General features: G+C 58.1%; 16 protein-coding genes and 1 pseudogene. 6 read left to right on the plus strand and 11 right to left on the minus strand.

The window, feature by feature from the left end; genetic code table 11:
• Positions 1 to 210 precede the first annotated feature (210 nt).
• Positions 211 to 3,276, minus strand: a complete 3,066-nt coding sequence (locus AWB65_RS28940) for an acetoacetate--CoA ligase (RefSeq protein ID WP_087670402.1) — start codon at positions 3,274 to 3,276, stop codon at positions 211 to 213.
• 530 nt (positions 3,277 to 3,806) lie between these two features.
• On the opposite strand from AWB65_RS28940, the gene AWB65_RS28945 reads away from it, so the two are divergent.
• Together AWB65_RS28945 and AWB65_RS28950 are read left to right on the plus strand one after the other, a co-directional pair.
• Positions 3,807 to 5,624: an alpha/beta hydrolase family protein gene (locus tag AWB65_RS28945; protein ID WP_087670403.1), complete on the plus strand. Its 1,818-nt coding sequence runs from the start codon at positions 3,807 to 3,809 to the stop codon at positions 5,622 to 5,624.
• 47 nt (positions 5,625 to 5,671) lie between these two features.
• Entirely contained in the window at positions 5,672 to 7,222 is a 1,551-nt protein-coding gene (locus AWB65_RS28950; protein WP_235007821.1) for a GDSL-type esterase/lipase family protein, read from the plus strand.
• Between the two features lie 271 nt (positions 7,223 to 7,493).
• On the opposite strand, the gene AWB65_RS35880 is transcribed toward AWB65_RS28950, so the two are convergent.
• Positions 7,494 to 7,700 carry a hypothetical protein gene (locus AWB65_RS35880; RefSeq protein ID WP_125474232.1) on the minus strand — a complete coding sequence of 69 codons (207 nt, stop codon included), beginning with the start codon at positions 7,698 to 7,700 and terminating at the stop codon, positions 7,494 to 7,496.
• 495 nt (positions 7,701 to 8,195) lie between these two features.
• On the opposite strand from AWB65_RS35880, the gene trfA reads away from it, so the two are divergent.
• Positions 8,196 to 9,065, plus strand: a complete 870-nt coding sequence (gene trfA, locus AWB65_RS28955) for a plasmid replication initiator TrfA (RefSeq protein ID WP_087670404.1) — start codon at positions 8,196 to 8,198, stop codon at positions 9,063 to 9,065.
• A gap of 69 nt (positions 9,066 to 9,134) precedes the next feature.
• Here the strand turns inward: trfA and AWB65_RS28960 are convergent, their stop codons facing one another.
• From AWB65_RS28960 to AWB65_RS28965, 3 genes are all read right to left on the minus strand, one after another.
• Entirely contained in the window at positions 9,135 to 10,307 is a 1,173-nt protein-coding gene (locus AWB65_RS28960; protein WP_235007822.1) for a replication initiation protein, read from the minus strand.
• Between the two features lie 812 nt (positions 10,308 to 11,119).
• Positions 11,120 to 11,467 carry a stability/partitioning determinant gene (locus AWB65_RS35885; protein ID WP_125474233.1) on the minus strand — a complete coding sequence of 116 codons (348 nt, stop codon included), beginning with the start codon at positions 11,465 to 11,467 and terminating at the stop codon, positions 11,120 to 11,122.
• Positions 11,464 to 12,219, minus strand: a complete 756-nt coding sequence (locus AWB65_RS28965; RefSeq protein ID WP_200821820.1) for a ParA family protein — start codon at positions 12,217 to 12,219, stop codon at positions 11,464 to 11,466. Before AWB65_RS28965 ends, AWB65_RS35885 begins: the two co-directional genes overlap by 4 nt.
• A 539-nt stretch (positions 12,220 to 12,758) precedes the next feature.
• On the opposite strand from AWB65_RS28965, the gene AWB65_RS28970 reads away from it, so the two are divergent.
• The gene (locus AWB65_RS28970; RefSeq protein ID WP_087670406.1) at positions 12,759 to 12,962 is read left to right on the plus strand and encodes a cold-shock protein; all 204 of its coding nucleotides are present in this window, start codon (positions 12,759 to 12,761) and stop codon (positions 12,960 to 12,962) included.
• 451 nt (positions 12,963 to 13,413) lie between these two features.
• On the opposite strand, the gene AWB65_RS36730 is transcribed toward AWB65_RS28970, so the two are convergent.
• The 5 genes from AWB65_RS36730 to AWB65_RS28995 form a co-directional block, all read right to left on the minus strand.
• Positions 13,414 to 14,115: a hypothetical protein gene (locus AWB65_RS36730; protein WP_200821821.1), complete on the minus strand. Its 702-nt coding sequence runs from the start codon at positions 14,113 to 14,115 to the stop codon at positions 13,414 to 13,416.
• Between the two features lie 285 nt (positions 14,116 to 14,400).
• Complete coding sequence (locus AWB65_RS28980; RefSeq protein ID WP_235007823.1) at positions 14,401 to 14,766, minus strand: hypothetical protein; 366 nt, start codon at positions 14,764 to 14,766, stop codon at positions 14,401 to 14,403.
• A gap of 845 nt (positions 14,767 to 15,611) precedes the next feature.
• Positions 15,612 to 15,977 carry a cache domain-containing protein gene (locus tag AWB65_RS28985; RefSeq protein ID WP_235007824.1) on the minus strand — a complete coding sequence of 122 codons (366 nt, stop codon included), beginning with the start codon at positions 15,975 to 15,977 and terminating at the stop codon, positions 15,612 to 15,614.
• Positions 15,978 to 16,487: 510 nt separating this feature from the next.
• Positions 16,488 to 16,994, minus strand: a complete 507-nt coding sequence (locus AWB65_RS28990) for a diguanylate cyclase domain-containing protein (RefSeq protein WP_125474235.1) — start codon at positions 16,992 to 16,994, stop codon at positions 16,488 to 16,490.
• A 428-nt stretch (positions 16,995 to 17,422) separates the two neighbouring features.
• Positions 17,423 to 18,208 carry a maleate cis-trans isomerase family protein gene (locus AWB65_RS28995; RefSeq protein WP_087670410.1) on the minus strand — a complete coding sequence of 262 codons (786 nt, stop codon included), beginning with the start codon at positions 18,206 to 18,208 and terminating at the stop codon, positions 17,423 to 17,425.
• A gap of 229 nt (positions 18,209 to 18,437) precedes the next feature.
• Here AWB65_RS28995 and AWB65_RS29000 point away from each other — a divergent pair, with 229 nt between their 5' ends.
• Entirely contained in the window at positions 18,438 to 19,454 is a 1,017-nt protein-coding gene (locus tag AWB65_RS29000; RefSeq protein WP_125474236.1) for a hypothetical protein, read from the plus strand.
• Positions 19,455 to 19,790: 336 nt separating this feature from the next.
• Here AWB65_RS29000 and AWB65_RS29005 read toward each other — a convergent pair whose 3' ends face one another.
• Complete coding sequence (locus tag AWB65_RS29005) at positions 19,791 to 20,252, minus strand: helix-turn-helix domain-containing protein (protein WP_327359239.1); 462 nt, start codon at positions 20,250 to 20,252, stop codon at positions 19,791 to 19,793.
• Positions 20,253 to 20,407: 155 nt separating this feature from the next.
• Between AWB65_RS29005 and AWB65_RS29010 the strand changes: the two are divergent.
• Positions 20,408 to 21,554 (plus strand): annotated as a pseudogene (locus AWB65_RS29010) (IS110 family RNA-guided transposase); the annotation flags it as partial.
• Positions 21,555 to 21,788: the final 234 nt, after the last annotated feature.

Below are 21,788 nucleotides of genomic sequence, written 5' to 3' on the forward strand. Positions count from 1 at the left end.
ACCGATTTAATTTGTCAGCTTACTTAGGGTTTAAACGGTATGAAGAATATTTAGACGTACTCATACCGCCGGTTTAAATCCGGCTTTAAAACATATGAGCAATTTATTTGAAAGGAGGGATTTAAAGCGGGGAATTGCGCCTGAATCGCTCGTGGATTCCAGGCGTATGGCGGGCGCGGCGGAATCACTTTGCCGCGCCCGCGGCGCTCGTCAGGCGTCGGTCAGCCGGCGCGCGAGCGTATCTGCGACCGTCGCAAGGTTCGGCTCGACGACGAGATCGGTATGCTTGCCGTCGACGTTCTTCACCATCAGGCCCAGGCGCGCGACCCGCTGCCAGACCGGCAAAGGATCGCCTTGCCCGTCTTCTTTGATAGACGCCCGCACGTAGACGATCGGGCTGCCGAGGTAGCGGCGCGGCCGATAAGTCGCCATCGCAACGCGCATCGACTCGCGGACTTGCCGCAGCACCGGCGGCAGGCCCTGCGTATCGGAGGCGGGCTTGCAGGCCATCTTGCCGAGCCGTATGCGAATGCGGTCGGCGGCGCCTGACAGTCTCTCCTTCACGTAGTCCAGGCGCTCGCGCGCGGAAAGCTCCCTGAACGTACGTACGCGCTCCGCCATTACCTGCGACTGGAAACGCATCCATGCCGGCAGTGGCAGATAGCGCTCGTTAACGTAGGTGTCGAGCAGGCACAGCAGCTCGATCTTTTTGCCTGCCGCGATCAGCTGCTGTGCGATCTCGAAGGCCACCAGCCCGCCGAATGAATAGCCGACGAGCGCATACGGGCCACTCGGCTGCACGGCGCGCATCTGCTCGACGTAGACGCGCGCCATCGATACGACGCAGCGCTGCGGTTCCTGGTCGCCGTCGAGCCCGCACGCCTGCAGGCCGTACACCGGCCGCTCGCTTTGAAGCGTGCCGGCGAGCGTCAGGCATTCCATCACCGAACCTGTGATGCTGTGGACCATGAAGACCGGCCGCCCGCGCCCCGCGCGCATCGGCACGAGGTTCGGACGTGCGCCCTGCACGACGTCTTCAACGATGACCGCCGCGAGCCGCGCCACGGTCGGCGCGATGATGAGCGTCGCGAGCGGCAAGGTGCGTCCGGTAGCCCGCTTGACCTCGGCGAGCATTTGCGCGGCGAGCAGCGAATGGCCGCCGAGCTCGAAGAAATTGTCGTCGAGACCGATCGGCGAGAAGCTGAAAAGCTGCTCCCAAAGTGCGCGCAGATAGGTTTCGGTTTGTCCGGTAGACTCGCCCGGTTCCGGTAGCTCGCGACGCTTGCGGGCAAGCGCGGGATGCGCGCTGATCTTTTCGACGCACCCTGGATTCGCCAGCGACAACAGATTGCGTACCGGCAAGCCATTCACGGCATCGCGCGCGGCGGCTTCTGATGCCTTGCCGTTATGCGTGAACGGTAGCGCTTCCACTTCGGCGATCACATCCGGCACGAGCGCCGCCGATCCCTGCCGCATTAGCTCACGCCGTACGCGCGAAGCGAGCGCGGCGCTCATGCGCGCGTCCTGGCGCAGCACGAGCAGCAGCACGACGCGCTGGCCAATGACGCTCGTTTCGTCGGGCGCTTGAGCCACGACCATCGCCTGATGGATCTCGGCGATATCGCTCAGAATGCGATAGATTTCGCCCGGGCTCACGTTGATGCCGCGCACGTTCAGTACTCCGTCGCTGCGACCGTGCAGGCGCGCAGACCCCTGCCCTGAGAACTCGATGATGTCGCCGTGCGTCCATACACCCGGATTAGCTTTGAAATAGGCAGCATGGAAGCGTGAACCGTCCGCGTCGCCGAAGAAGCCTAGCGGACGCGACGGGAACGGATTCACGCAAACCAGCTCACCGGTCATGAAGGTCGACACGCCCTGGTCCCACGCCTGCACATCGAGCCCGAGGCTCTTGCACTGTGCCTCGCCCGCATGGACCGGAAGGTTTGGATTACCGAGTACGAAGCAGCCGATGATGTCGGTGCCGCCTGAAATCGATTGAAGCTGCAGCGGCTTGACGTGCTGGTTCACCCATTCGAACTGTGTGTCGTAGAGCACGGCGCCCGTCGACATCATCGCGCGCAACGCATCGAGTGCGAACTGCTTGGCCGGTTCGAGACCCGCGTCCTCGCTCATCTTGAGATAAGCGGGGCTCGTGCCGAACACGGTCACGCGCTCATCAGCGACGAGGCGCCAAAGCGTGTCGACTTCGGTCACAGGCCCGTCGTAGGTGACGATCTCGACGCCCGATGCCAGCACCGACAACTGCCAGTTCCACATCATCCACGAGCAGCTCGTGTGGAAGTAGAGCTTGTCGCCGGGCCCCAGATCGCTATGCAACTGGTGCTCTTTCAGATGCTCGAGCAGCGTGCCGCCCGCCCCATGCATGATGCACTTGGGCTTTCCCGTCGTGCCCGACGAGAACATGATAAAAAGCGGGTGATTGAACGGAAAGTGCCGCCATTCGAACTGCCCGGCGTCGCCCTTGACGATGAGATCACGCAGCGAATGCTGAGGCTGGCTGACCGTACTCGGCAAAGGCGTCTCGTCGAGGCAAACAAGATCTGTGAGCGTCGGCAAGGCCCCCGCCACCGCGGCGACGTGCGCGGCGATCGAACCGGCCGTGTCGAACGAGCGCTGCGTCGTGTGCGCGAACAGCATGCGCGGCTCGATCGGCGCGAAGCGGTCGAGGATCGCCTGGACGCCAGTCTCAGGGGCGGCGGTCGAAAGCGTGGCGCCGAGCGCCGTCACAGCGAGCGCCGTGATGATCGCCTGGGCGTCGTTGCGCATCATCGCGACCACGCGATCGCCCGGACGCAATCCAAGCTCGCTCAGCGATTGCGCTAGCCGCGCGACGCGATCGCGCAGATCGCCGCGCGTGATGCTTTCGCGTCGACCATCGGCATAGCGCGCCGTCAACGCCGGTGCTTCGTCGGGTGCGATCTTGCGGCCGAGCAGGCTTTGCGCGTAGTTAAGCTCGACGTTCGGAAAGAAGCGCGCGGTCTCGCATTCGTCGCCGACGCAGGCCGGCTCCGGCCGGCCCGACCACTCCATGCCTTCGGTCCATTGCAGGAAGAACGGCCAGAAACGGCGGAACTCGCGCGTGGTGTAGGCGTGCAGTGCCGGATAGTCCCCAAAGCGCTCGCCGCTTGAGGCTTCGAGCGCTGCGGTGAAGCGCGACATGCGCGTTTGAGCGACTCGCTCAGGTAGATTTTGAAACAAAGGCTCGCGCGCGTACATACGCACGCTTCCCCCGAAGATGTTTTCGCGATTCATCGCGCACCCGTATTGGAACAACGCGTTATAGAGTATTTATTTGCCGCTGGCTCTCGCCTCGGCAATCGCATTCCTACAAATGCCCCACTTTTGACTAGGGGGTCATTTACCCTCGAGAACAGATTACTGTGACGACTGACAATGCTATGTGCGACCTCGCACAGTCTGCCTAGGTCACGCTTACGGGTAAAACCCAATCGACGCTTCTGAAGCCGATATGCCTTGTTCTTGAGAGCTTCGCCTGAACGCTTCTTAAAAGGCAAGCGTTCCAATCACCGCAAAGCCTTGGCGCTGCTGTCTTTGTCCAGGTCAAATGCGTTTCCAGGTTCGCATAGTGTTGTTTAGCGCACCGAACACATGTCTAAAGCACGATTCAATCGGCCCAAACGCTTAGAACAAAAAAGAGGCTTTACGTTGATGCGCTACAAGACAAAAACATCGCGCGGTGCGGTTGCAAGAGAAATTGCAACATCCGTTATTTGCCATGCGTTTATCGCAGGCGACGATCACCCAGCCGGTCGAGGCAATCCATGAAACCCATCGCATTCGGTGGTCGCTTTGGATGGCTTCATCCAGGTCACGGTACACGGGGCGTCGTAATCTGCAGCCCGTTTGGTCATGAAGAAGCGTGGTGCCACAAGGGCATCCGTTATCTCGCCGAGGAATTGTCCGCGTACGGGATTCCTGTGCTGCGCTTCGACTATCTCGCGACGGGCGACTCCAAGGGCGCCGATGGCAACGCCCATCGGATTGATGCGTTCGTGTCCGATATCGTCGCGGCCGTCAAGGAGTTGAAGGACCGCACCGGGGTGACAAGCGTGACGCTATGCGGCTTGCGTTTGGGGGCGACTTTTGCGGCGTTGGCATCGCGGCAATGTGCAGTGGACACACTCGTGCTGCTCGCGCCGGTTACGCGCGGGCGTGTCTATCTGCGCGAGCTGACGGCGCTGCGCAAGACATGGCTCGAGAATCTCGTGGCGCCTTTGCGTGCCACGCAACCTGAGAAGCCGTTGAACGTGATGGGACAGCTTTATAGCGACAAGCTTTGCAGGGAGATCGAGGCGATCGATCTTCCGAAGGCAATGGCCGATCATCCCGCCTCCCCTGCGCGCGTTCTGGTGATCGATGCTCGGTCCCGGGCGAGCGCCGCACTCTGTTCGACGCTGCGTGGACACGGCGGCGAGGTCGAAACAGGCGCTTTCGAAGGCTACTTCGAATACATGGATGAAACCAAATCGTCGGTCGTACCGGCCGACACGTTTGCACGGGCCGCGCAATGGGTGGCGGACAGCGATCCGGGTACTCGCGTTCGAAGCCCTTCGAACAAAGGCGCACGGCCAAGCGTCTCGCTTGACGACGAAGCGATCATCGATACGCCAGAAGCCCGCGAACGTCCCGTCATCTTCGGCAACCACGGCCTCTTCGGCATCTTGTGCGAACCGCGCGGCAGGCTCGCGTATGGTCCCGTCATGCTGATCACCAATACAGCCGACACCGTGCATCACGGCGACAGCCGTCGCTCGGTGCGCATTGCGCGGGAAATGGCTCGCCGCGGTATTGCATCGATGCGCATCGATGCGCGCGGGGTCGGCGACAGTGCACCGCGAATCGCGCAAGGCCCCCTCGACCTGAAGGCATCGATCCATGCGCGCACAACCGTCGAAGACGTGGCGACGGCAGCGGCCTGGCTCAAGCGCAAGGGCTATAACACGGTCGTCTCGTTCGGAATCTGCTCGGGCGCCTACAGCGCATTGCGTGCTTCGCTCGTGGAGCCTGCGCTCACGGCCGTCATCGCGGTCAATCTCGCGCGTTTTCATGTACCCGACGGCATGTCCATGGAGGAACTGGAAGAGCTGCAACGCAACTCGATGAAACGTGTCGGACCTGCGATTTTCAAACCATCCAAATGGTGGCTCGTTCTGAGTGGAAAGCGCCGGTTCGGGCCGATCGCGCAGGCGGTCGCAGCGAACCTGATGGCGCGCCTGCGCTCGCACAGGCTGGTTGCGGCGAGCGACGTCGACGTCGCGACCCATGCGGCTGCGTTGACAGACCCGCATGACGTCGTTCAAGCCCTCGAACGCAAAGGCGTCCGTACGCTCTTCGTCTACGGTTCAGGCGATGAAGGAATGGAGCAGTTCAATGCGCATTTCGGCAAACGCGGTAAAAAGCTGTCGCGCTTTTCGAATCTCAAGGCTATCGTTTTCGATGAGCTCGATCACGCGCTTTTCGATCCGCGAGCGGCGGCGAAGGTCGTGGCGCTGAGCGAAGCGTTCATTAAAGATCTGAACCGCAAGACGACGGCTCCGAAAGTCGCCGATCCGGTGTTTGCAGTGCCACAGCAGCGTTGATGGTCGGGGCGCGGACCTGAAGCTTGTGCTTCACAAGGAGGAAGACCGTGAAACGATGGATACGCGTGCTTTTGCAAGCGGTGCTAGTGGTCGTCATCGTGATGCCGGACACGACACATTATTTTGCACAAGGCACCGCATCCGCGGCATCGTGGACGGGCACTTGGTCGATGGCGCCCTCCATCACCGATGATTCCGGCTTCAACAACCAGACGGTACGGCAGATTGTGCGCACCAGCATCGGCGGGATATCGGCACGGATCCGCGTGTCGAATCTCTATGGCACCACGCCGCTCGTGATCGGCAATGCGCGCATCGCCCGACGTGCGCAAGGTCAGCAGGCGGTGACGGGTAGCGACCGCGCCATCACTTTCGGCGGCCAGCCGAATGTAACGATCGCTGCGGGCGCGTCGGCCGTGAGCGATCCGGTTGTGTTCCAGGTCCCTGCCCTCTCCGACGTCGCCATAAGCCTTTATTTCCCCTCGCAGACCCCTTCACGGTCTACCGGGCACGTCGACGGCTTGCAGGACGCCTATATCGCTTCTGGGGACGTCAGCGCCGATCCTGTGTTCTCGGGCGGGATTGCGAATTCCACAGGCGGCCAGTCCTACTACTTCCTCACGAACCTCGACGTACTGAACGACGCCGCGACGGGCTCGGTCGTCGCGTTCGGCGCCTCCATTACGGACGGCCTCGCGTCAAGCGCCAACAGCAACCGGCGCTGGCCCAATCGCCTCGCGGTACGGCTGCAGCAGGCCGGTATGACCGTGGGCGTGCTGAACAAGGGGATCAGCGGCAACAACTTCTTCACCGACAGCGCCGGCCAGGCTGGCCTCACGCGCTTCGCTCGCGATGCCCTGCAGCAACCGGGCGCCAAGTGGGTGATCATCTCCGATAACGCAATCAACACCCTCAACACCGACACCCCTTCGACCGCGCCACAACTGATCAGCGCGTTGCAGCAGCTGATCGAGCGGGCTCATCGCGTCAACATCAAGGTGATCTGCTCGACGCTGACGCCGTTCAGCGCAACGGGCGATATTGAAGCGGCGCGCCAGCAAGTGAACGCGTTCGTCCTGAACTCGACGAACGGCTGCGACGCGGTGCTGGATCAGGCGCAAGCCGTGAGCGATCCGGCCAATACCGCCGCGTTGCTGCCGGCCTATGACAGCGGCGATCATTTGCATCCGAACGAGGCGGGTTTGCAAGCAATCGCCAACGCGCTGGATCTCGATGCGCTCGCGGTCCTGCCGCCGATCCGGGCGCCGTCAGCGTGCGGCCAATTGGCGCCGGGCCAGGGTTTCGCGCGCGGCCAGAAGCTGTCATCGTGCGACAACCGCTTCAATCTCAATATGCAAGCCGATGGAGATCTGACGGTGACGCAGTCGGGCACGACGCTGTGGTCGGCTGGCACGAAGGGGTCGGCGGCAGCCGAAGTGCGGATGCAGGAAAACGGCAACCTTGTCACATTCGACTCCGACGGGACGCCTGTTTGGGAAAGCGGCACGCCAGGCAATGACGGCGCCTACACGCACATGCAGAACGACGGAAACCTAGTCATCTATACACGCAGCGGCGCGATATGGGCGTATCGATAGCGAGGGCGCGAGGCGTCTTTGGTCTTCTATTGCCTCGCGGGCACGAGGCAACTTATTTTCGTGACCATGTCGGACGCTCGTGTTCATGGAGTCGTCGCGCGGCGGCATTGTTCTTCCGTATCTTCTTTTTGTCGGACTTGAAGAAGAGGATATCCAGTACGGCCAACAACGAGAGTGCGACCATCGCGACGAAAACAATCGTCCCGATGATGCTTAAAATTGTCATATGCCCTCCGTCAGTTAAGGGGAAGCGCGGCTGCTTCAGTTTTTGTCACGCGTCGTTCGGATGCCGACGCTCGTCGCGCTTTCGGGCGTTTTCGATGCTGGCCTCTGTTCGGTGCGGCAATCGTCGCTCAATCGCGAAGATGCGCTCGACGAAGGCAATGGTCAGCCAGGTCAAACCCCTTTCCTCCAATAACGTTACGACGGTATCACAGGTTTCATTGCGCCGAAAAAACGTGATGGTGTTGTGGGTCAAATTGAAAGTCTCATTCTGCACCAACAGGCCGAGCACGGCGGGGAGTGGATTGGTGCACTACCGTGAAGGTTCGTCTGCAAACAGAGGGAAGCGCTGCCGATTAGTATCGGGTTTCTAGCGATAGGTCGAACTATCGGGTTTCCAGCGACGATCATTGATCAAGCATGGCACTATCGGGTTTCTAGCGATGCTCTACTTGATTAATAAAGATTAAAGAAAGATTAGCGTCGGCAAAACCTAATTTAACTATTTGATTTTTATAAATAATTTCTAGTACTTCGATCGCTAGCCACCCGATATCATCGTCGCTAGGAACCCGATATCTCGTCGCTGGAAACCCGAATTTGGTCGCTAGAAACCCGAGTGCCAAACATCGCTGGGAACCCGATGGTTATCCACAGGGCTCGATACCTCGAAAACAGTAAATTTTGACCATCGCTGGAAACCCGATACACGGCCCTTGATAGTGCCCCGAAGATTCTTATACTGAGGCGCATGACAAATCCAGTCGAACTCGCGAAAAAAATCGCCGAAAAAGCAATGGCCAATACTGTCAAAAACCGAGCGGCCATGCCGGCTGCGTCGACGCTCACGCAAATCCCGTTATGGCCGCCGAACGTTCGCGGTATGCCGAACTCACTGGCTCGGTCTGCGCTCTTCAACGTGAATAAAGCGTCAGCTCCGCGAGAGCATTATCGAGGCAAGGAGATCGCGAGCGTCGACGGGACCACCATCACACTCAAGGGCGAGGAGTTGCGGCAGGATGACGCCGACGTCTTTCTTGAGATACTGCACCTTGCACGCGACACGCAATTGTCTGAACGTGTTGAATTCACGGGCTACGCGATGTTGAAGCTGCTTGGATGGGACACATCAAGCAAGGGTTACGCACGCCTCGTGACGACCATCGAACGGCTGCAGCAAAGTACCGTCAATGTAAAATTCGATGGAAACAAGAAAGGCTTCCAAGGACAGTTGGTTCGGAAGTTCCTGTGGAGAGATGGCGCTGAGACAGGAACGGATGGCAAGACACGCTGGACCGCTTATATCGAACCTGAGATCGCGTCGTTGTTTAGTCACGACGACTACACGCGCTTAGCTCGGGAACAGCGACAGCGCCTCAAATCCGAACTGTCGAAGTGGTTGCATAGCTATTACCACACACACGCTGTGCCATTTCCACACAAGGTCGCATTCATTCACCAACAGTGCGGATCGCAGACCAAAGCGCTTTCACATTTCCGAGTGAATTTAAAAAAGGCACTTGAAGAACTTGTACGACTCGGATTTCTCGTTGCTTGGCGCATCGACGAAACTGATCTGGTGCATGTTGTTCGAGTCGGCGCGCGTCGCGTCGCTAACTAGTCCCCTCCAATACTGCTTCTGCTCTGGCGTGCGTCAGGCGTCCGCGGTCATTCGCCGACGCGACATGCTTCATGCCTTGATACGCGCCGAAATCGTCGCACGTAACCAGGCGGTGTAAGCCGTGCGCTCGAGCACGTCCTTAAATGTTCCCGTTTCGGACTGGTACGACATGCCTTTCCCGCCATCGGCAAGATATTTGGCCGCGAGTTTTCTCCGCTCTGTATTCGGAAGTGCCTTGATTGCCGCAGTGGTTTCGCGAGCCCGAGCATCGGCCGCGGCTTCTACAGTCTTCTTTTTTTCTTCCGCGGACCTGGCCGCAGCTAGCTTTTCTTCCTGCAATCGCTCCTGTGGACTGACTTCGAGGTTGTTGCCATTTTCGAAAATGCTGCGGGCATAACCGCCCGGGCTTCCACTAATTTGATTCTTCCGAGCCTTCTCTTCGACGTAGATCGCTGTCTGAAGCGCTCTGGCGGGTTCCTGCTGTATCCAGGTGATGGCTAATCGATCACCGATGCCGAGCGCCGTGAGGCGTCGGAACGAGTCCGACGCACGGATCTTGTCTTGATCGTCTTCATCGCCGCCGTCATACACCGACTTCTGCGGATTCTCCGCGACGAGAAAGCGGATCTCGGCAACTCGACGCGCCTCGCGCTTGTACTCGGGCGTAACGAGGATGTTTGAAACCAGATTGACTTCCTTGACGGCTTTCTTAATGACTTCGCTGGAGAAGTGCTTGAACTCGTCATACATGCTCGCGTCGGCGCCTAGCAGACGTCTCCACGTTTCGACGGGAATCCAGCCGGTCGAGCCCGTGCGTTTGAATCGCAGGCAGTTTTCATAGAGCGCGAGCGCATAGCCCCCGCTGAATTGCCGCTGGACGTTGATGTTGATCAGCGTGTAGATATCGGGATTGGCCAGTTTCCTGGCCAGCCAATCGCTGTATTCGTATGAGCACACCCCGTTTCTGATCCCGGCATGCGAAAGCAATGGCGAAGCGGCCCATTCTGACTTCCCTCCTTCGTGCAGCAAGTCGAACGAGATCGGCGTCGACATGATCTTGAGAAGTGCCTTCTTGAGGGCATCGGTATTTTTACTGTCGAACCCCAGCATCGTACAAAGGATGCCGACAGGCAAAGAATGGGTTTTGCTGGTTAGTAACTCGTCGAAAGCATTTAACAGAAGGACGTTGACGATTTTCCTCTCGAGCAATGAAAGCTCACCGCTCACATGCACGGTAGCCACGTGTTTTCGTAGTTCGCTCGCCGGAGGCTGGGGTCTAACATTAGGCATGTGCCGCTCCATTAAGCGGACGATTGTAAGCACTCGGAGTCAGGTCCTCAAGAGAAAGAACATGACCTTTTGATAGCGACTCCGTTCGCCCCATAAACCATGACTTTTCAGAACACCCTCTGGGGCAGCCTCGACTGTTGGAGGCCGCTTTTGTCATTCCCCACAAACCATGACCTTTCGTACTCGGCGCACCCCATAAACCCTGACTTCATTGCGGGTGGATCATTGGAGTTCTCTTGATGAGTGCGACAACGTCGGGGACGAGCGAAACGAAAAACAGAAATCGGCTTCAGTCGTTGCTCGTCTAGCAAGGTTTAGGACCAATTCCCCATAAACCCTGACTTCTTGACTCATTGGATTGCTGACCGGTGAGCTATTCATTGGTGGCCCCATAAAGGATGACCTTTCGCCCCATAAACCCTGACCCTCCAAGACCGTACGTTGTTGACGGCACCGGAAAAAGCTTGCAGATCAATTGTTTACGCAGCCCTGACCGACGGAACAGCGCGGCGCCCCCATAAACCCTGACCTTTCCCCATAAACCCTGACCTTTATCGACGGTTTCACCCCCTAAACCCTGACTTTACACCCCATAAACCCTGACCTATTCGCCGGGAAAGCCTTATAGGACAAGGGTTTGGCAAACGCAAAGGTTTTAAAGTTGTTGTTCTTTAAAAAACACCAACACCCATTGGTGGGTTTTTTTAAAAGACGTAGAACCCACCTCACCTACTAAAGCTACCTAGTAGCTACCAGCTAGCAAATCAGCGCTTTTCTTTCAAGCTGGTCTCGAGTACGTGCAGGGCTCGCTCCAACACTTCGCCAAAAGGCACGTTCAGTTTGTCAGCGAGCGTGTTCAACATGGCGATCGTCTCCGCTTTCGCTTTGATGTTGATCTGCTGATTCCGGCCAGTCACATATCTCCGTTGGGTTCGCGGTTGCGCAGGCAAAGTAGGAGGAGGCGCCTTCTTTGATGGTTGTCGGCTGGGAAAGCCGCTCTTTCGCGATATCTCGTCAATTACATCGGATGCGATGGGTTTCGAAGGTTCGACTGCCGAGCGAGGTGCGAAGTCGCTCAGGTCATCAATATCGAGCGGGTTGGCGCGGCTCATGCCTCAACCTCCTCGGTTTTCAAGCTCTCCCTGCTTTTACGGAGGGTTGCAATCACCTCGGCTGCGAATGCTTCGGCATTGGCGATCGCTTTGTCCAGATTCGACACTTCGCGAGGGTCGAGATCTGCGAGTGGCGCGCCAAACGAGAACATCGCCCTGAACGCTTCCCGCTCGTTCAAGGAGGTTTCGAAGACGTTGATACCTGCCTCGACGAAGGCCGTGTTGATGTGCGTCATCGTTCGAGTCCGGATGATGGGGCTGGTCCGAGTGAGAAGCACACCATAGGGAACAGGTCGCCGCGACATTTTTTCTTGTTGTTTGATGACATGCAGGGCGCGCGCTGCTTGTTTCGAATCCAGCTGAGAACCTTGCGTCGGGATGATAACGAGGTCGGCCTGGCTAATAGCCAGCAAGACGATTTTGGCTGCCGTGCCTTCGAGATCTACGATCACGAACGGCGTTTGAGAAGCCGCCTCTTCAATCCGTTCGATCACGTTTTCTTCGTCGGCATCGGTGGTCACCCGGAGCCGATTCAGAGATTTCTGACCCGCTGCCCACGTTTTGATGGGATGGTTGGGATCTGCGTCGATGACTGTGACGTCGGTCTTTCGGGCAAGTTGTTCGGCCAGTATGAGCGCGGACGTTGTTTTTCCAGCGCCGCCCTTGGGGCTGACAAATACAATTGTTGGCATGGTTGAGGTCCGTTCTTGATTCGGTTGCCAGTACCAGATAGGTATCTGGTAGGTGTCCATTAGCTATTCATTTGATTTGGCTGGCTGTGGCCTAGCGGCTAGCTACCAGATCGCTACTTAGTACCAAGAGAATAACAAGATAGCGGGGAACTTCAAGTAAAATCTAGATAGATACCAGATAGCTACCACTGAGATATCTAGTGACGCGTAAATAACTAGCAGGTAGCGATTAGGTAAGGAGTTGCGGGCTAGCAGGTAGGTAGGGTCGCTAATAAGTAGCTAGTAGATAGCTTGCAGGTACCGTTCATTGATCCGCTAACAGAATTCTAGCGATGTGAAAATTTGCAACTAACTGTCATATCATACAGATCATTCATGATCGTTACACTACCACGGCGCGTTTAGCTTTCAGATGTAGCGCGGGGCATACGCGCTAGCGAATAGCTATCCGCTAGCTGTCAGATAGCAACAAATTTAGTGCCTATCGTTCAAACAAAACCCTTACAGAGGTTGCCGCCGACTCATCTACGGTTCAATATGAGCGTCCCAGCGCGATTGGGGGCAATCGCCGATTAATGGTAACTTAGGTACAAAACAACATGGCAACTGGCACGGTTAAGTGGTTCAACGATGCAAAGGGTTTCGGCTTCATCACCCCCGACGGCGGTGGTGACGATCTGTTCGCCCACTTCTCGGAAATCCGCTCGGAAGGCTTTAAAACGCTCGCAGAAGGGCAGAAGGTGACCTACGACGAGAAAATGGGACCAAAGGGCAAGCAGGCGTCGAACATCAAACCGGCGTAAGTCGGTGCGCCACGGCGATTGAACGATCGCCGTGGCCGCAGAAGGGGCCGGGCAGTAAGTCGGGATCCATCGCGTTCGGGCGAAGAATTGCGTTAAAAGTCATCCGCAGTATTCACTGCTAATTATCATTAGCAGTGAACGATTTAATGGCGGGAACGACGGATGTCCCGCTTTACGTCTCGCTGGAGTGGGGTATTGCTGGTGTCGCCGGAACAGATTGCTGCGGTGATGGCGCTGCCACGCGTCCCGCATTCAGTCGCCGAGCTCGACGCGCAGGTGCGCGAGGGCCTGCCGAAGTCGGCGCTAAAGGAGGGTGTCGAGCACGCGACGCGGGGAAGGCCTACGACCATCGAGATTCGACTGTATAGTGCGGACGAGCGCACCGCGTCGAAAGTTACTGTTAATTGCACTCGGCGGTCTACGATTCACACGTTCGGCGCCTCAGCGTGCTTCAATTCTGCACGGCATCGGCACGTCCACATGTGTGTCTCGGCGTCCAATCGTCCGCGGGAGATCCACGAGGCATCGTCGCATCCATCAAGATGAGCACGAGCCAGTGGCCTTGCTCTTTACCGATGCCGGTAAGGAGCATCGGTATTCCCGGAGGAACGATTACCGGCGGAGCGCCCGGGCGGCCGATCTGTTCGCCGTGAGGCGTCTCAAGACACTGCGCGCCGGAAAGCACAAACCAGGCTTCAGTACCCGGATGTCGATGCACCGTCGACTGCATGCCCGGCTTGAAATTTCCCTCCATGTACGTTGCCATAAACGACTTGGCCGCTGGAAGCTTCAAAGGGCCCACGTCAGCAACATGTTCTCCAGCGGACGATCGCCAAGACTGATCGGCGATCGTGAAAAGCCAAACCTGACCCAAAATGTCGACAACCGTTCCATTTTTTGTTTTGACCGCCTCCGCAGTTGAACGGCTCGCGAAGCGGTCAATATGCCAAAAGAGTGGAGTGGGTGGAAGTGCTTGAAGATGCTCTTCTGCATGGACGAAGCACCCGAATTCCGTTGTTCGTTCACTCACAGGTATGCACGCGCCACCTGTCTGTGCCGAGCAAACGATCGGTACCGCAAGACACATCACGGTAGCGATCAGACGTCGAGCCGCTTCCCGCACTGCGGTAGGCGACAGCGAGAACGCTCTCATCAAAGCCTCCATCGGTGCCATATGCGCAACTTGTGTTTCCCAGACGCAGAGTCTGCGTTGCACGCTATCGCCCATCGAACATGCCGGAGAAGGGGAATCAAGTTATTGCACCAACCGCGTTTCGCTCACGTGCTCGTGCTGTCGCATGGCATCACTGGCGATCCGCCATGGTGGGCAACGCAGCTTAAAGGCGGCCCCCGGCGGAACCACGCTAGGACCCTCCCCCCCGATGGGGCCAGCTTGGTTACCCGTGCGGCCAACACCACCATGGGACCGTCGCATGTCCTACTTCTCAGCTTCGAGGCGCTGGCCTTTCTGTCGGTGCAGTTTCGCCGGATCGTTTTCCGGTGTACATCGTTCGAGCGCGGCTATCGCCTTCTTTGCGAGTTCAATGGTTTCGTCGCACGCAGCTGGTTCAACGATTGTCCGGCAACCTCCGCCGTTGACAACGCGTGCCAGTGCACCGCTTACTTTCTCCAGCGCGGTCTGGGGCGAACCGTTGTCGGCGATTAAAGCTGCGACATTAAACGCGCTTCCGGCAGGAGTGACAACCCAGTCCGGGCACTGAGCATGAGCATTCGCAACGATGGCACCGACCATGAATGGCACGGTTGCTCTGTGGAAAATCCCGAATGACTTAGACTGAGCCATTGATGCCCTCTCAGAAAACGCGTTCGTCCGATTCATCTAGTCCCTCAAACCAGCTGGCGAGCCCATCATGGTGGATTAATGCCCACGCTGATGTCGGCTTCTCCGCAGCCGTTATAAATCCATCTGCGCCGAAAGTTTTTTGAAGTTTTATAAGGCGATAAGGCGTTCAATCTGCTTTTTAACTCCCATTGTATCGAAAGCGTCGCCAAATATGCGATCAAACCATCAGCGTTACTCATCTTTCGCCTCGACGTTTCGTCATCAGACAGTTGCAGGCCGAAGCGTGCGGGCTTGGGGCAAGCGTCGATCTTCCGGATGACGGAGCCCTCTGCTCCCTTGCGCTCTTTTTTCTTAAAGGGCGATGAAGGACTCCCGTCCTTGCGCCAGTCAGGGACGCGTTTCAGCTGAGCGCTCGGCTTCTTTGAAGATTATGAGATCTTTTTAGCAAAAGGCCGTCGCCGTGGTTTGGTATGTGCGTCAGCACACATAAAGTCAAACCTAAACGGAAGGTGTCAGGGAGTTTAGCGCGTTCACGCTTAGAGTCCGCCGATGAATGGATTTGGCCGATGCCGATGCCGGCTCTCACGGGTCGATGTCGCCAGCGTCCGCCAAGGCCGAATTTTCCAGCAAACAGGCCTCGCGAATGAACGCTTCACTCCACAAGGAGTCGTTGGCGCTCCGGTGTATCGGCAATCTGGTTAGGGTCGACTTTCGCCCGACGTCGCGCGAGCCGACAAAAAGCGCGAGAACAAGCGAGCGAGGTCGGCGCCCGGTACGGCAGAAGTGCGTCTGTCTTATGCGAGGCTGCAGGCGTATGGAAGGCGTCCTTGAGGCTGGTCGCGAGGCTAGTCAGGATAGAAGCCGGAGCCGACCAAACCGGCTTCGCCATCGATCTTCACTGATTTCACATAGGTCCACTTGTGCGAGGGAGTAGACTGCCCGGGTTTCGGAAACATGTAGTCGACCCACCCTGAGCCCTTGTCTGCCGCAGTCTCTATCAGGGCGTCGTGAAATAACTTGCCGTTTGCGTCTTTTTGACCGGTGACCATCGTGCCCTCTCTGGCCGGGAAGGCGGGATTCAACAGGACTTTCGAGTTCATGTCGTAGACAAAAAGGTATGTGGTGCCATGAAACCATTCGGAACCCTTAACGCGAAACTCCTGGAATGCTTCCTTGCCCTTACGGTTGATCAGGTCCGCGGCCTTGTTCACTAGCGCCTCAACCTTTTCTGCTTCCTCTGATGACGGAGGTATCGACTGCGCGAATGTGGACGTGCTAGTGCCAAGCAGACCGCAAAAAAGTAGGCTACCGGCTAATACCATTTTCCCTCTCATAGCGATACCTCCCGGCCGTTAAACGTCAGAATACAGCAGGGCCTGGTCGAAAGCGATAACGTCGCGCGTCGCAGTTTACAAGTGAACGCGCATAGATATGAGTAAAGACCAGACTTGAAATGGTGGGAACCACTTTGGCGTCTCCAATTGCAGTTAGGGGCACATGTCGATCGACACCCGCATTCTGCGGGCGCCACGATCATGTTGTGGCGCCGATGTCCACTAACATCGCGGGCGTCGGCGCCCCGGATCGTGAAAAGTCTGGGAAGTGGCACGATCTTTAGGAAGAAGGCGCGGAAATTAAAGGACCGAAAACCCTGCGGAAGGTCGGGCTTAGCGCCACGTATGCCAAGCGCCTTATCGAGTGGGAGCCCATCCAGGCCCCGACTAACGGAAGCCATAGACCAGAACCTTCTTCCCCTCAAAACTTTCTTGCACACCTTGCTCGCAATTTGGTGGACACTTCGCCATAAGGTCAGCACGACGGCATTGCCGCCATGGCTTTTGGCCTGATACATCGCGTGGTCGGCATTGACCAGCAGCGTTTGTTCGCCAGTCCGTCGTCCGGGTAACAGCTACAGTGTCCGACTCGCGTAGGCGTTGCTTCATACGTTTGCTGATGCGCTGCAGCAACATGTCGCCCACGGCATGTCCGTAGCGATCGCTGACCGGCTCGACCCCGTCGATGTCGACAAACAGTAGGGCGAATTTCGTACGCGAACGTTTCGCGTTGAGTATGGCCTGCTTAAGCCGGCCGCCAAACAGAACGCGGTTCGGGAGATCGGTGAGCGGGCAATGGGTGAGATAGATGATGCGCTGCTCGGCTTTCCTTCTCTCCGAGATATCCTGGAAAACCACGGTCACCCCGTACATGTTGCCGGCGTTATCGCGCAAGGCGGCGCACTTGTATTCAAAACGGGAAAGCTGGTATCGTCCCTGCGCCAGAACGCATCGTCCTGAACATGGCGGTACTTGCCATCCGATAGCGTCGCATGGATCGGACAGTCTTCGACAGGAAAGGTCGAGTTGTTGGCGTGATGGTGGTGGATAATTTCGTGCCCTGGCCTGCCGACCAGATTGTCCGCATCGCGGCGAGGTTGGGACGTTCGAAGAAGTTCACTGAAGGGCCGCAGCGGGTCGCTATGAAGAGGTTTACATAGCGACCCCTTACAGCCGCTCGACGTTCAGCCTTCCCTATGTCTCTTCCTGAAGCTGAGCGGCCACCAGACCGGTCGATGCACACTGGTCGGCGGCCGGGTAAACCAGCCGCAAAGGTTCTTCGCTAAATTCTGGGCTAGCGCTTTTGGCCGCCAAAGTCCAGCTTACTTCTCAGATACAGACGGCGGTCTATGATTGAATATCTGGCCATAGTTCGTGATTGACACCTGCGATCCCGACAGCAGGAGGGCTTGCCAAAACGAGACTTGGTTTGCTGTAAGAACGGGAATCCCGAGATTTTCCTCGAGTGCCTTGACAACTCCTACGGCACGGAAGCCATTGCCGCCCATAAAGACAGCCTGCGCGCTCTTGGGGGTATGGGTGCGGACCCATTCAAATAGATCGCCGGGTCGAATGGCGAGCTGATCAGATGGCAGGCCTGCGGGTCCACTGTGGACCACATCGAACCCGGAAGCCTGAAAGTATCGGGCGCCCTGCCGGTCCATTTCTACCGAGAACCAAGGTGGGCTGACCATTGCGAGCCTTGTTGCATTGAGGACTTTCAGTGCGGCGACCGCGGCCGCACTGGAAATAACGACTGGAATGCCTCGTGTGCGAGTCTCCAAACGCTGTTTCAGCTTAGCGTCATCGGCACGGCCGCGAACGTAGCTGCTACTGGTGAACGCGTAGACGATCGCATGGAGAGGCGCCGCCGCGAGCAGTTCAGCAGCATCATCGACAAGCGGCGGATCGGCGAAGGCACGTACAGGCTCATCGGCAATTGTCGCGTCCATAACTCCACCAGGCTTATAAGCTCTCAAGGGAACCCGCGCAGCGTGAATTGAAATGCCTCGCGGTGCCATCGCGTTGAATTCCGACTCAGGGTTAATGTCGGCGTGCGGGGCAAGAACGCCGATCCGCGTTACGCCCCAACCATCAAACTGCCACATAAGCCTTTCCTCCGGCGAAAATTCGCTTCCTGTAAAGAGCCTGAGCACCGTATGCGCGTCCAGCGGTGACGCGCTCCGGCATGTGCTCGTTAATTAATTCGTTAGCAACTATCTGCAAAAGCCTCGATCGTGACTGTCGCCTACAGACGACTACATTGCGGAATCCCTATACATAGCCTATAAAAACTTTACCAAAATGCGAATGCGAATGCGCTTGGCGAGGTGTAATGTGGCTCGCTTATCTAAGGCACCCGCCCTGCTGCTGATTAGTATTTGCGCAGCTACTTACCCCGCGTTCGGTTTTGCTGACGAATGCGAGAAGGTGCGCGCCGCTACCGTATCGGGACAACGTGACTTCGTTGCACATATCATTGGAGAAGACCCCCGTCACTCCGAGCGTGTGGACGGCGAGGCGATGTATCACATTGCCCGCTCGCCGATGCCGGATTTGCTGCATTGCGACGTCGTCGCGTACGGTCCAATGCCGTTTCTGATCTGTGTCCCCGCCGAGAACAATTTGATTCCATCCATTGCACGACGGCGCGTGACGCTTGCAGCGGGCAGGATCGGTCGATGCGTGCGCGAGCCCGTGATTGGCCCATTGAAATCGCCTTCGCTGCCCGGCCACCTGCAATGGTACGTTACGGATTGGCGTGAATACCGCCCGATTCGATATCGCCTGGATTGGAGCGCCAGCCTGAAAGACCCAGCGTGGACTCTGGAAGCCGGCCCGACCATCGAGACCACGAGCGATATCGGCCGGGCGACGCGCGCACTCAAGTCGAAGGACAAGACGCCGGACGGACGCCCATGTCGACAATTGCTCGCTGCTGTCGATTCGGCACAGCGCGATTTCCGGAACACAATCGGAGCCGTTGCCGAGACTGGCAGTGACCTTGTGCTTTTTAACTCATCCCTGCCGCTTATGGACTTCTCAGTCAAGGTAGGTATTGGCGGGAACACGCCCAACATGCTCTTTGCGGAAAGGACGGTCCCCTCGCCGAACCTGACCCGTAGACAAGCGGAGGAAATGGGCGGAGCAGCAAGCCGCGCGCTCAGCGCATGCCTGCAGGTGCGCGCCGAGCGCATTGCAGACAAATCCTATGATGATGGCAGCGTCGAGCTGGTCTGGCGCCTTGCTGACCACTATCCTCCACGTCCAGTGTCAGTCTTTGCAGTGGTGCGCTTCGAGGCGGGTCACGAGCTTGTCAGTCGAACCGCGATCCGTATACAGCGTAAGGAGTGACGCGGACCGCAAGACACCTTGCACAGCGCGTCGGACTGAATTCTCATGAGCTGCCAAACGACAACGATTGTCCCGTGGCGGGGCTTGAACCGCCGTTCGAACGTCATCGTGAAGCCCCCACTGCAACGACTGCAGCTGGCCGGTTTTCGCCGTCCACAGAATCATTTTCGCGTTTTGCTCAGCAGGTGTCCCTGACCGAGGTCCGTAATGACTTTCCAGATGTGGTTGCGCGAATAGTGTTTGCCGCACCGTCTCTCGATTGCCACTCGAAGTCGCTCGTTCGTCTATGTGTCTGCATCCAATCCATAAGACCGCGGAGAGCCTTTGAGTGCTTCACTAATCTGCTGCGGTAAGTCGATAGACCTTCGGCCAATTAACGGGTGCCAGCGGCCGCCGCGTCTTAAGAGAATTGGCGAATCCAAGTTCGATTATGAGTTGCCGCGCGTAGACCCGCGAGTACCGGCGACGGAATTCACGCTCGATCACTGTTAGCAGGCGTCCGTCCGTCCAGCGGTCACTTTCAAACCCAAAAACCATAGCGGACGAGCTCAATGCGTCGGAGAGCCATGCCCGCGCATGCGCGTCAAGAGATGGCTTTCTACCACCCACACCCATGCGCCTCAACTGTTCAAGCCCACCTTCTTCGACTACCGATTTGTAGCGCCTGGCCGTCTGGACGGAAATCCCGAGCGCGGAAGCAGTCTGAGTCGGGGTCCTCCCAGCAAGAAGCATCTCGCCCGCTTTCAATCGCAAGGCCACACTGGGCAGTTCAGTAAGCGTCTCGGACATCTCGGACATAGCGCTTCGGGAGCGAGAAATAAGAGAATATAATATTGCCTCTTTTGAATTCTCAGTGGGTGGTTTGGCGGGTCAAGATCCTATGAGCATCCGGGCCGATCGAGAGACTGATGCTTACAATCAGAATCTCGACGCCTACTGTAGAGGAGATGATCATGGGCAACGACCAGAGATATCAGTCGGAGACTGAAGAAGCGGTGCTTGCTGTCTCGCTCGAGCTCGCGGCCAAGACGTGGAAGGGTCGCGCTCTACGATGGCCGGCGCGAGCGGCCCGCCCTTCATACCGTCGAGCATCCGCAGGCCGCGGCGCGCCTCCAAGCCGTGCAGGCCTTGATCGACCAGCATAAGGATAGGTGCTCGCGGCCGGCCGACGTGCGGGTGGTCGTGTGCTACGAGGCCGGCCAGGACGCGTTCTGGATTTGGCGTGCGCTTCAGGCCCACGGCATTGAATGTTACGTCGTGGATCCCGCGAGCATCCCGGTAGAGCGTCGCATGCGGCGTGCAAAGACTGACCGGCTTGATGCCATCAAGCTCGTCACCAACCTGCGTGCATGGCAGCGCGGCGAACGCGACCGCATGCACGTCGTTCACGTGCCATCCGCGCAGGATGAAGCGTCGCGCCACCTGATGCGCGAACGCGGGCAACTGCAGAAGGAAGTGCTACAGCACCTCGACCGCATGCGCAAGCTGCTGGCCACGCTAGGCTGTTGGGATCAGGTCGATCACCGGGACTTTGCCGGCCGGCTCGCGCGCGACGAGGTGAGGTGTCACGACGGAACGCCCCTGCCGCTCGAACTGCGCGAGCGGCTGCTGCGCGAATGCGAACGGCTCGCGCTCGCCACCCAGCAGTTCGCCGCACTCGAGAAGACCCGTCAGGCCAGCGTGCCGGCACCGTCTCGCGCGCGCAGCGATGCCCTAGCTCGCCTGAAAGGCATTGGCGAAGTCAGCGCCTCACGCCTCGCGCTCGAACTCTACTGGCGCGATTTCCACAATCGGCGCCAGGTCGGGGCCTGTGTCGGATTGGTGCCCCAGCCGTATGACAGCGGCGAGAGCCAGACCGACCAGGGGATCAGCAAACAGGGCAACCGGCGCGTACGCGCGTTACTAGTCGAGATGGCCTGGACCTGGCTGCGCTATCAGCCCGGCAGCGCACTCGCCCAGTGGTTCAACCGGCGCACCCAGGGCACCGGCCCCAATCGCCGTGCCCGACGCATCGCCATCGTCGCCGTCGCACGGCGCCTCGCGATTGCCCTGTGGCGTTACCTCAAGGACGGCGTGATTCCCGAAGGCGCTCAACTGAAGCCGCTGGTCAGCCCGTCCCGTACGCCAGTTGACGCCTCTCATGCAGCCTGCTACCCACAGAGTCTGAAGTGAATACGCCCGTGCCCGCCCTGGGTTGCCACAGCAACCGATGTTTCAAGATCGGGCGTGTTCCCACACACAATTCCGGCGCAATGCGCCCCGGCGGTCGGTCAAATTCCCCCATGTATGGTCACCTCAAAATCCCCCAGGTAACGATCGCCGGCTGAGCGGTCC

Origin of the sequence: Caballeronia humi (assembly GCF_001544475.1) — a bacterium.
GTDB lineage: Bacteria > Pseudomonadota > Gammaproteobacteria > Burkholderiales > Burkholderiaceae > Caballeronia > Caballeronia humi.

Coding starts and splice junctions, on each gene's coding strand:
- AWB65_RS28940 (WP_087670402.1), bottom strand. CDS start 3,276: ATGAATCGCGAAAACATCTTCGGGGGAAGCGTGCGTATGTACGCGCGC.
- AWB65_RS28945 (WP_087670403.1), top strand. CDS start 3,807: ATGAAACCCATCGCATTCGGTGGTCGCTTTGGATGGCTTCATCCAGGT.
- trfA (WP_087670404.1), top strand. CDS start 8,196: ATGACAAATCCAGTCGAACTCGCGAAAAAAATCGCCGAAAAAGCAATG.
- AWB65_RS35885 (WP_125474233.1), bottom strand. CDS start 11,467: ATGAGCCGCGCCAACCCGCTCGATATTGATGACCTGAGCGACTTCGCA.
- AWB65_RS28965 (WP_200821820.1), bottom strand. CDS start 12,219: ATGGACACCTACCAGATACCTATCTGGTACTGGCAACCGAATCAAGAA.
- AWB65_RS28970 (WP_087670406.1), top strand. CDS start 12,759: ATGGCAACTGGCACGGTTAAGTGGTTCAACGATGCAAAGGGTTTCGGC.
- AWB65_RS36730 (WP_200821821.1), bottom strand. CDS start 14,115: ATGAGAGCGTTCTCGCTGTCGCCTACCGCAGTGCGGGAAGCGGCTCGA.
- AWB65_RS28980 (WP_235007823.1), bottom strand. CDS start 14,766: ATGGCTCAGTCTAAGTCATTCGGGATTTTCCACAGAGCAACCGTGCCA.
- AWB65_RS28995 (WP_087670410.1), bottom strand. CDS start 18,208: ATGTGGCAGTTTGATGGTTGGGGCGTAACGCGGATCGGCGTTCTTGCC.
- AWB65_RS29005 (WP_327359239.1), bottom strand. CDS start 20,252: ATGTCCGAGATGTCCGAGACGCTTACTGAACTGCCCAGTGTGGCCTTG.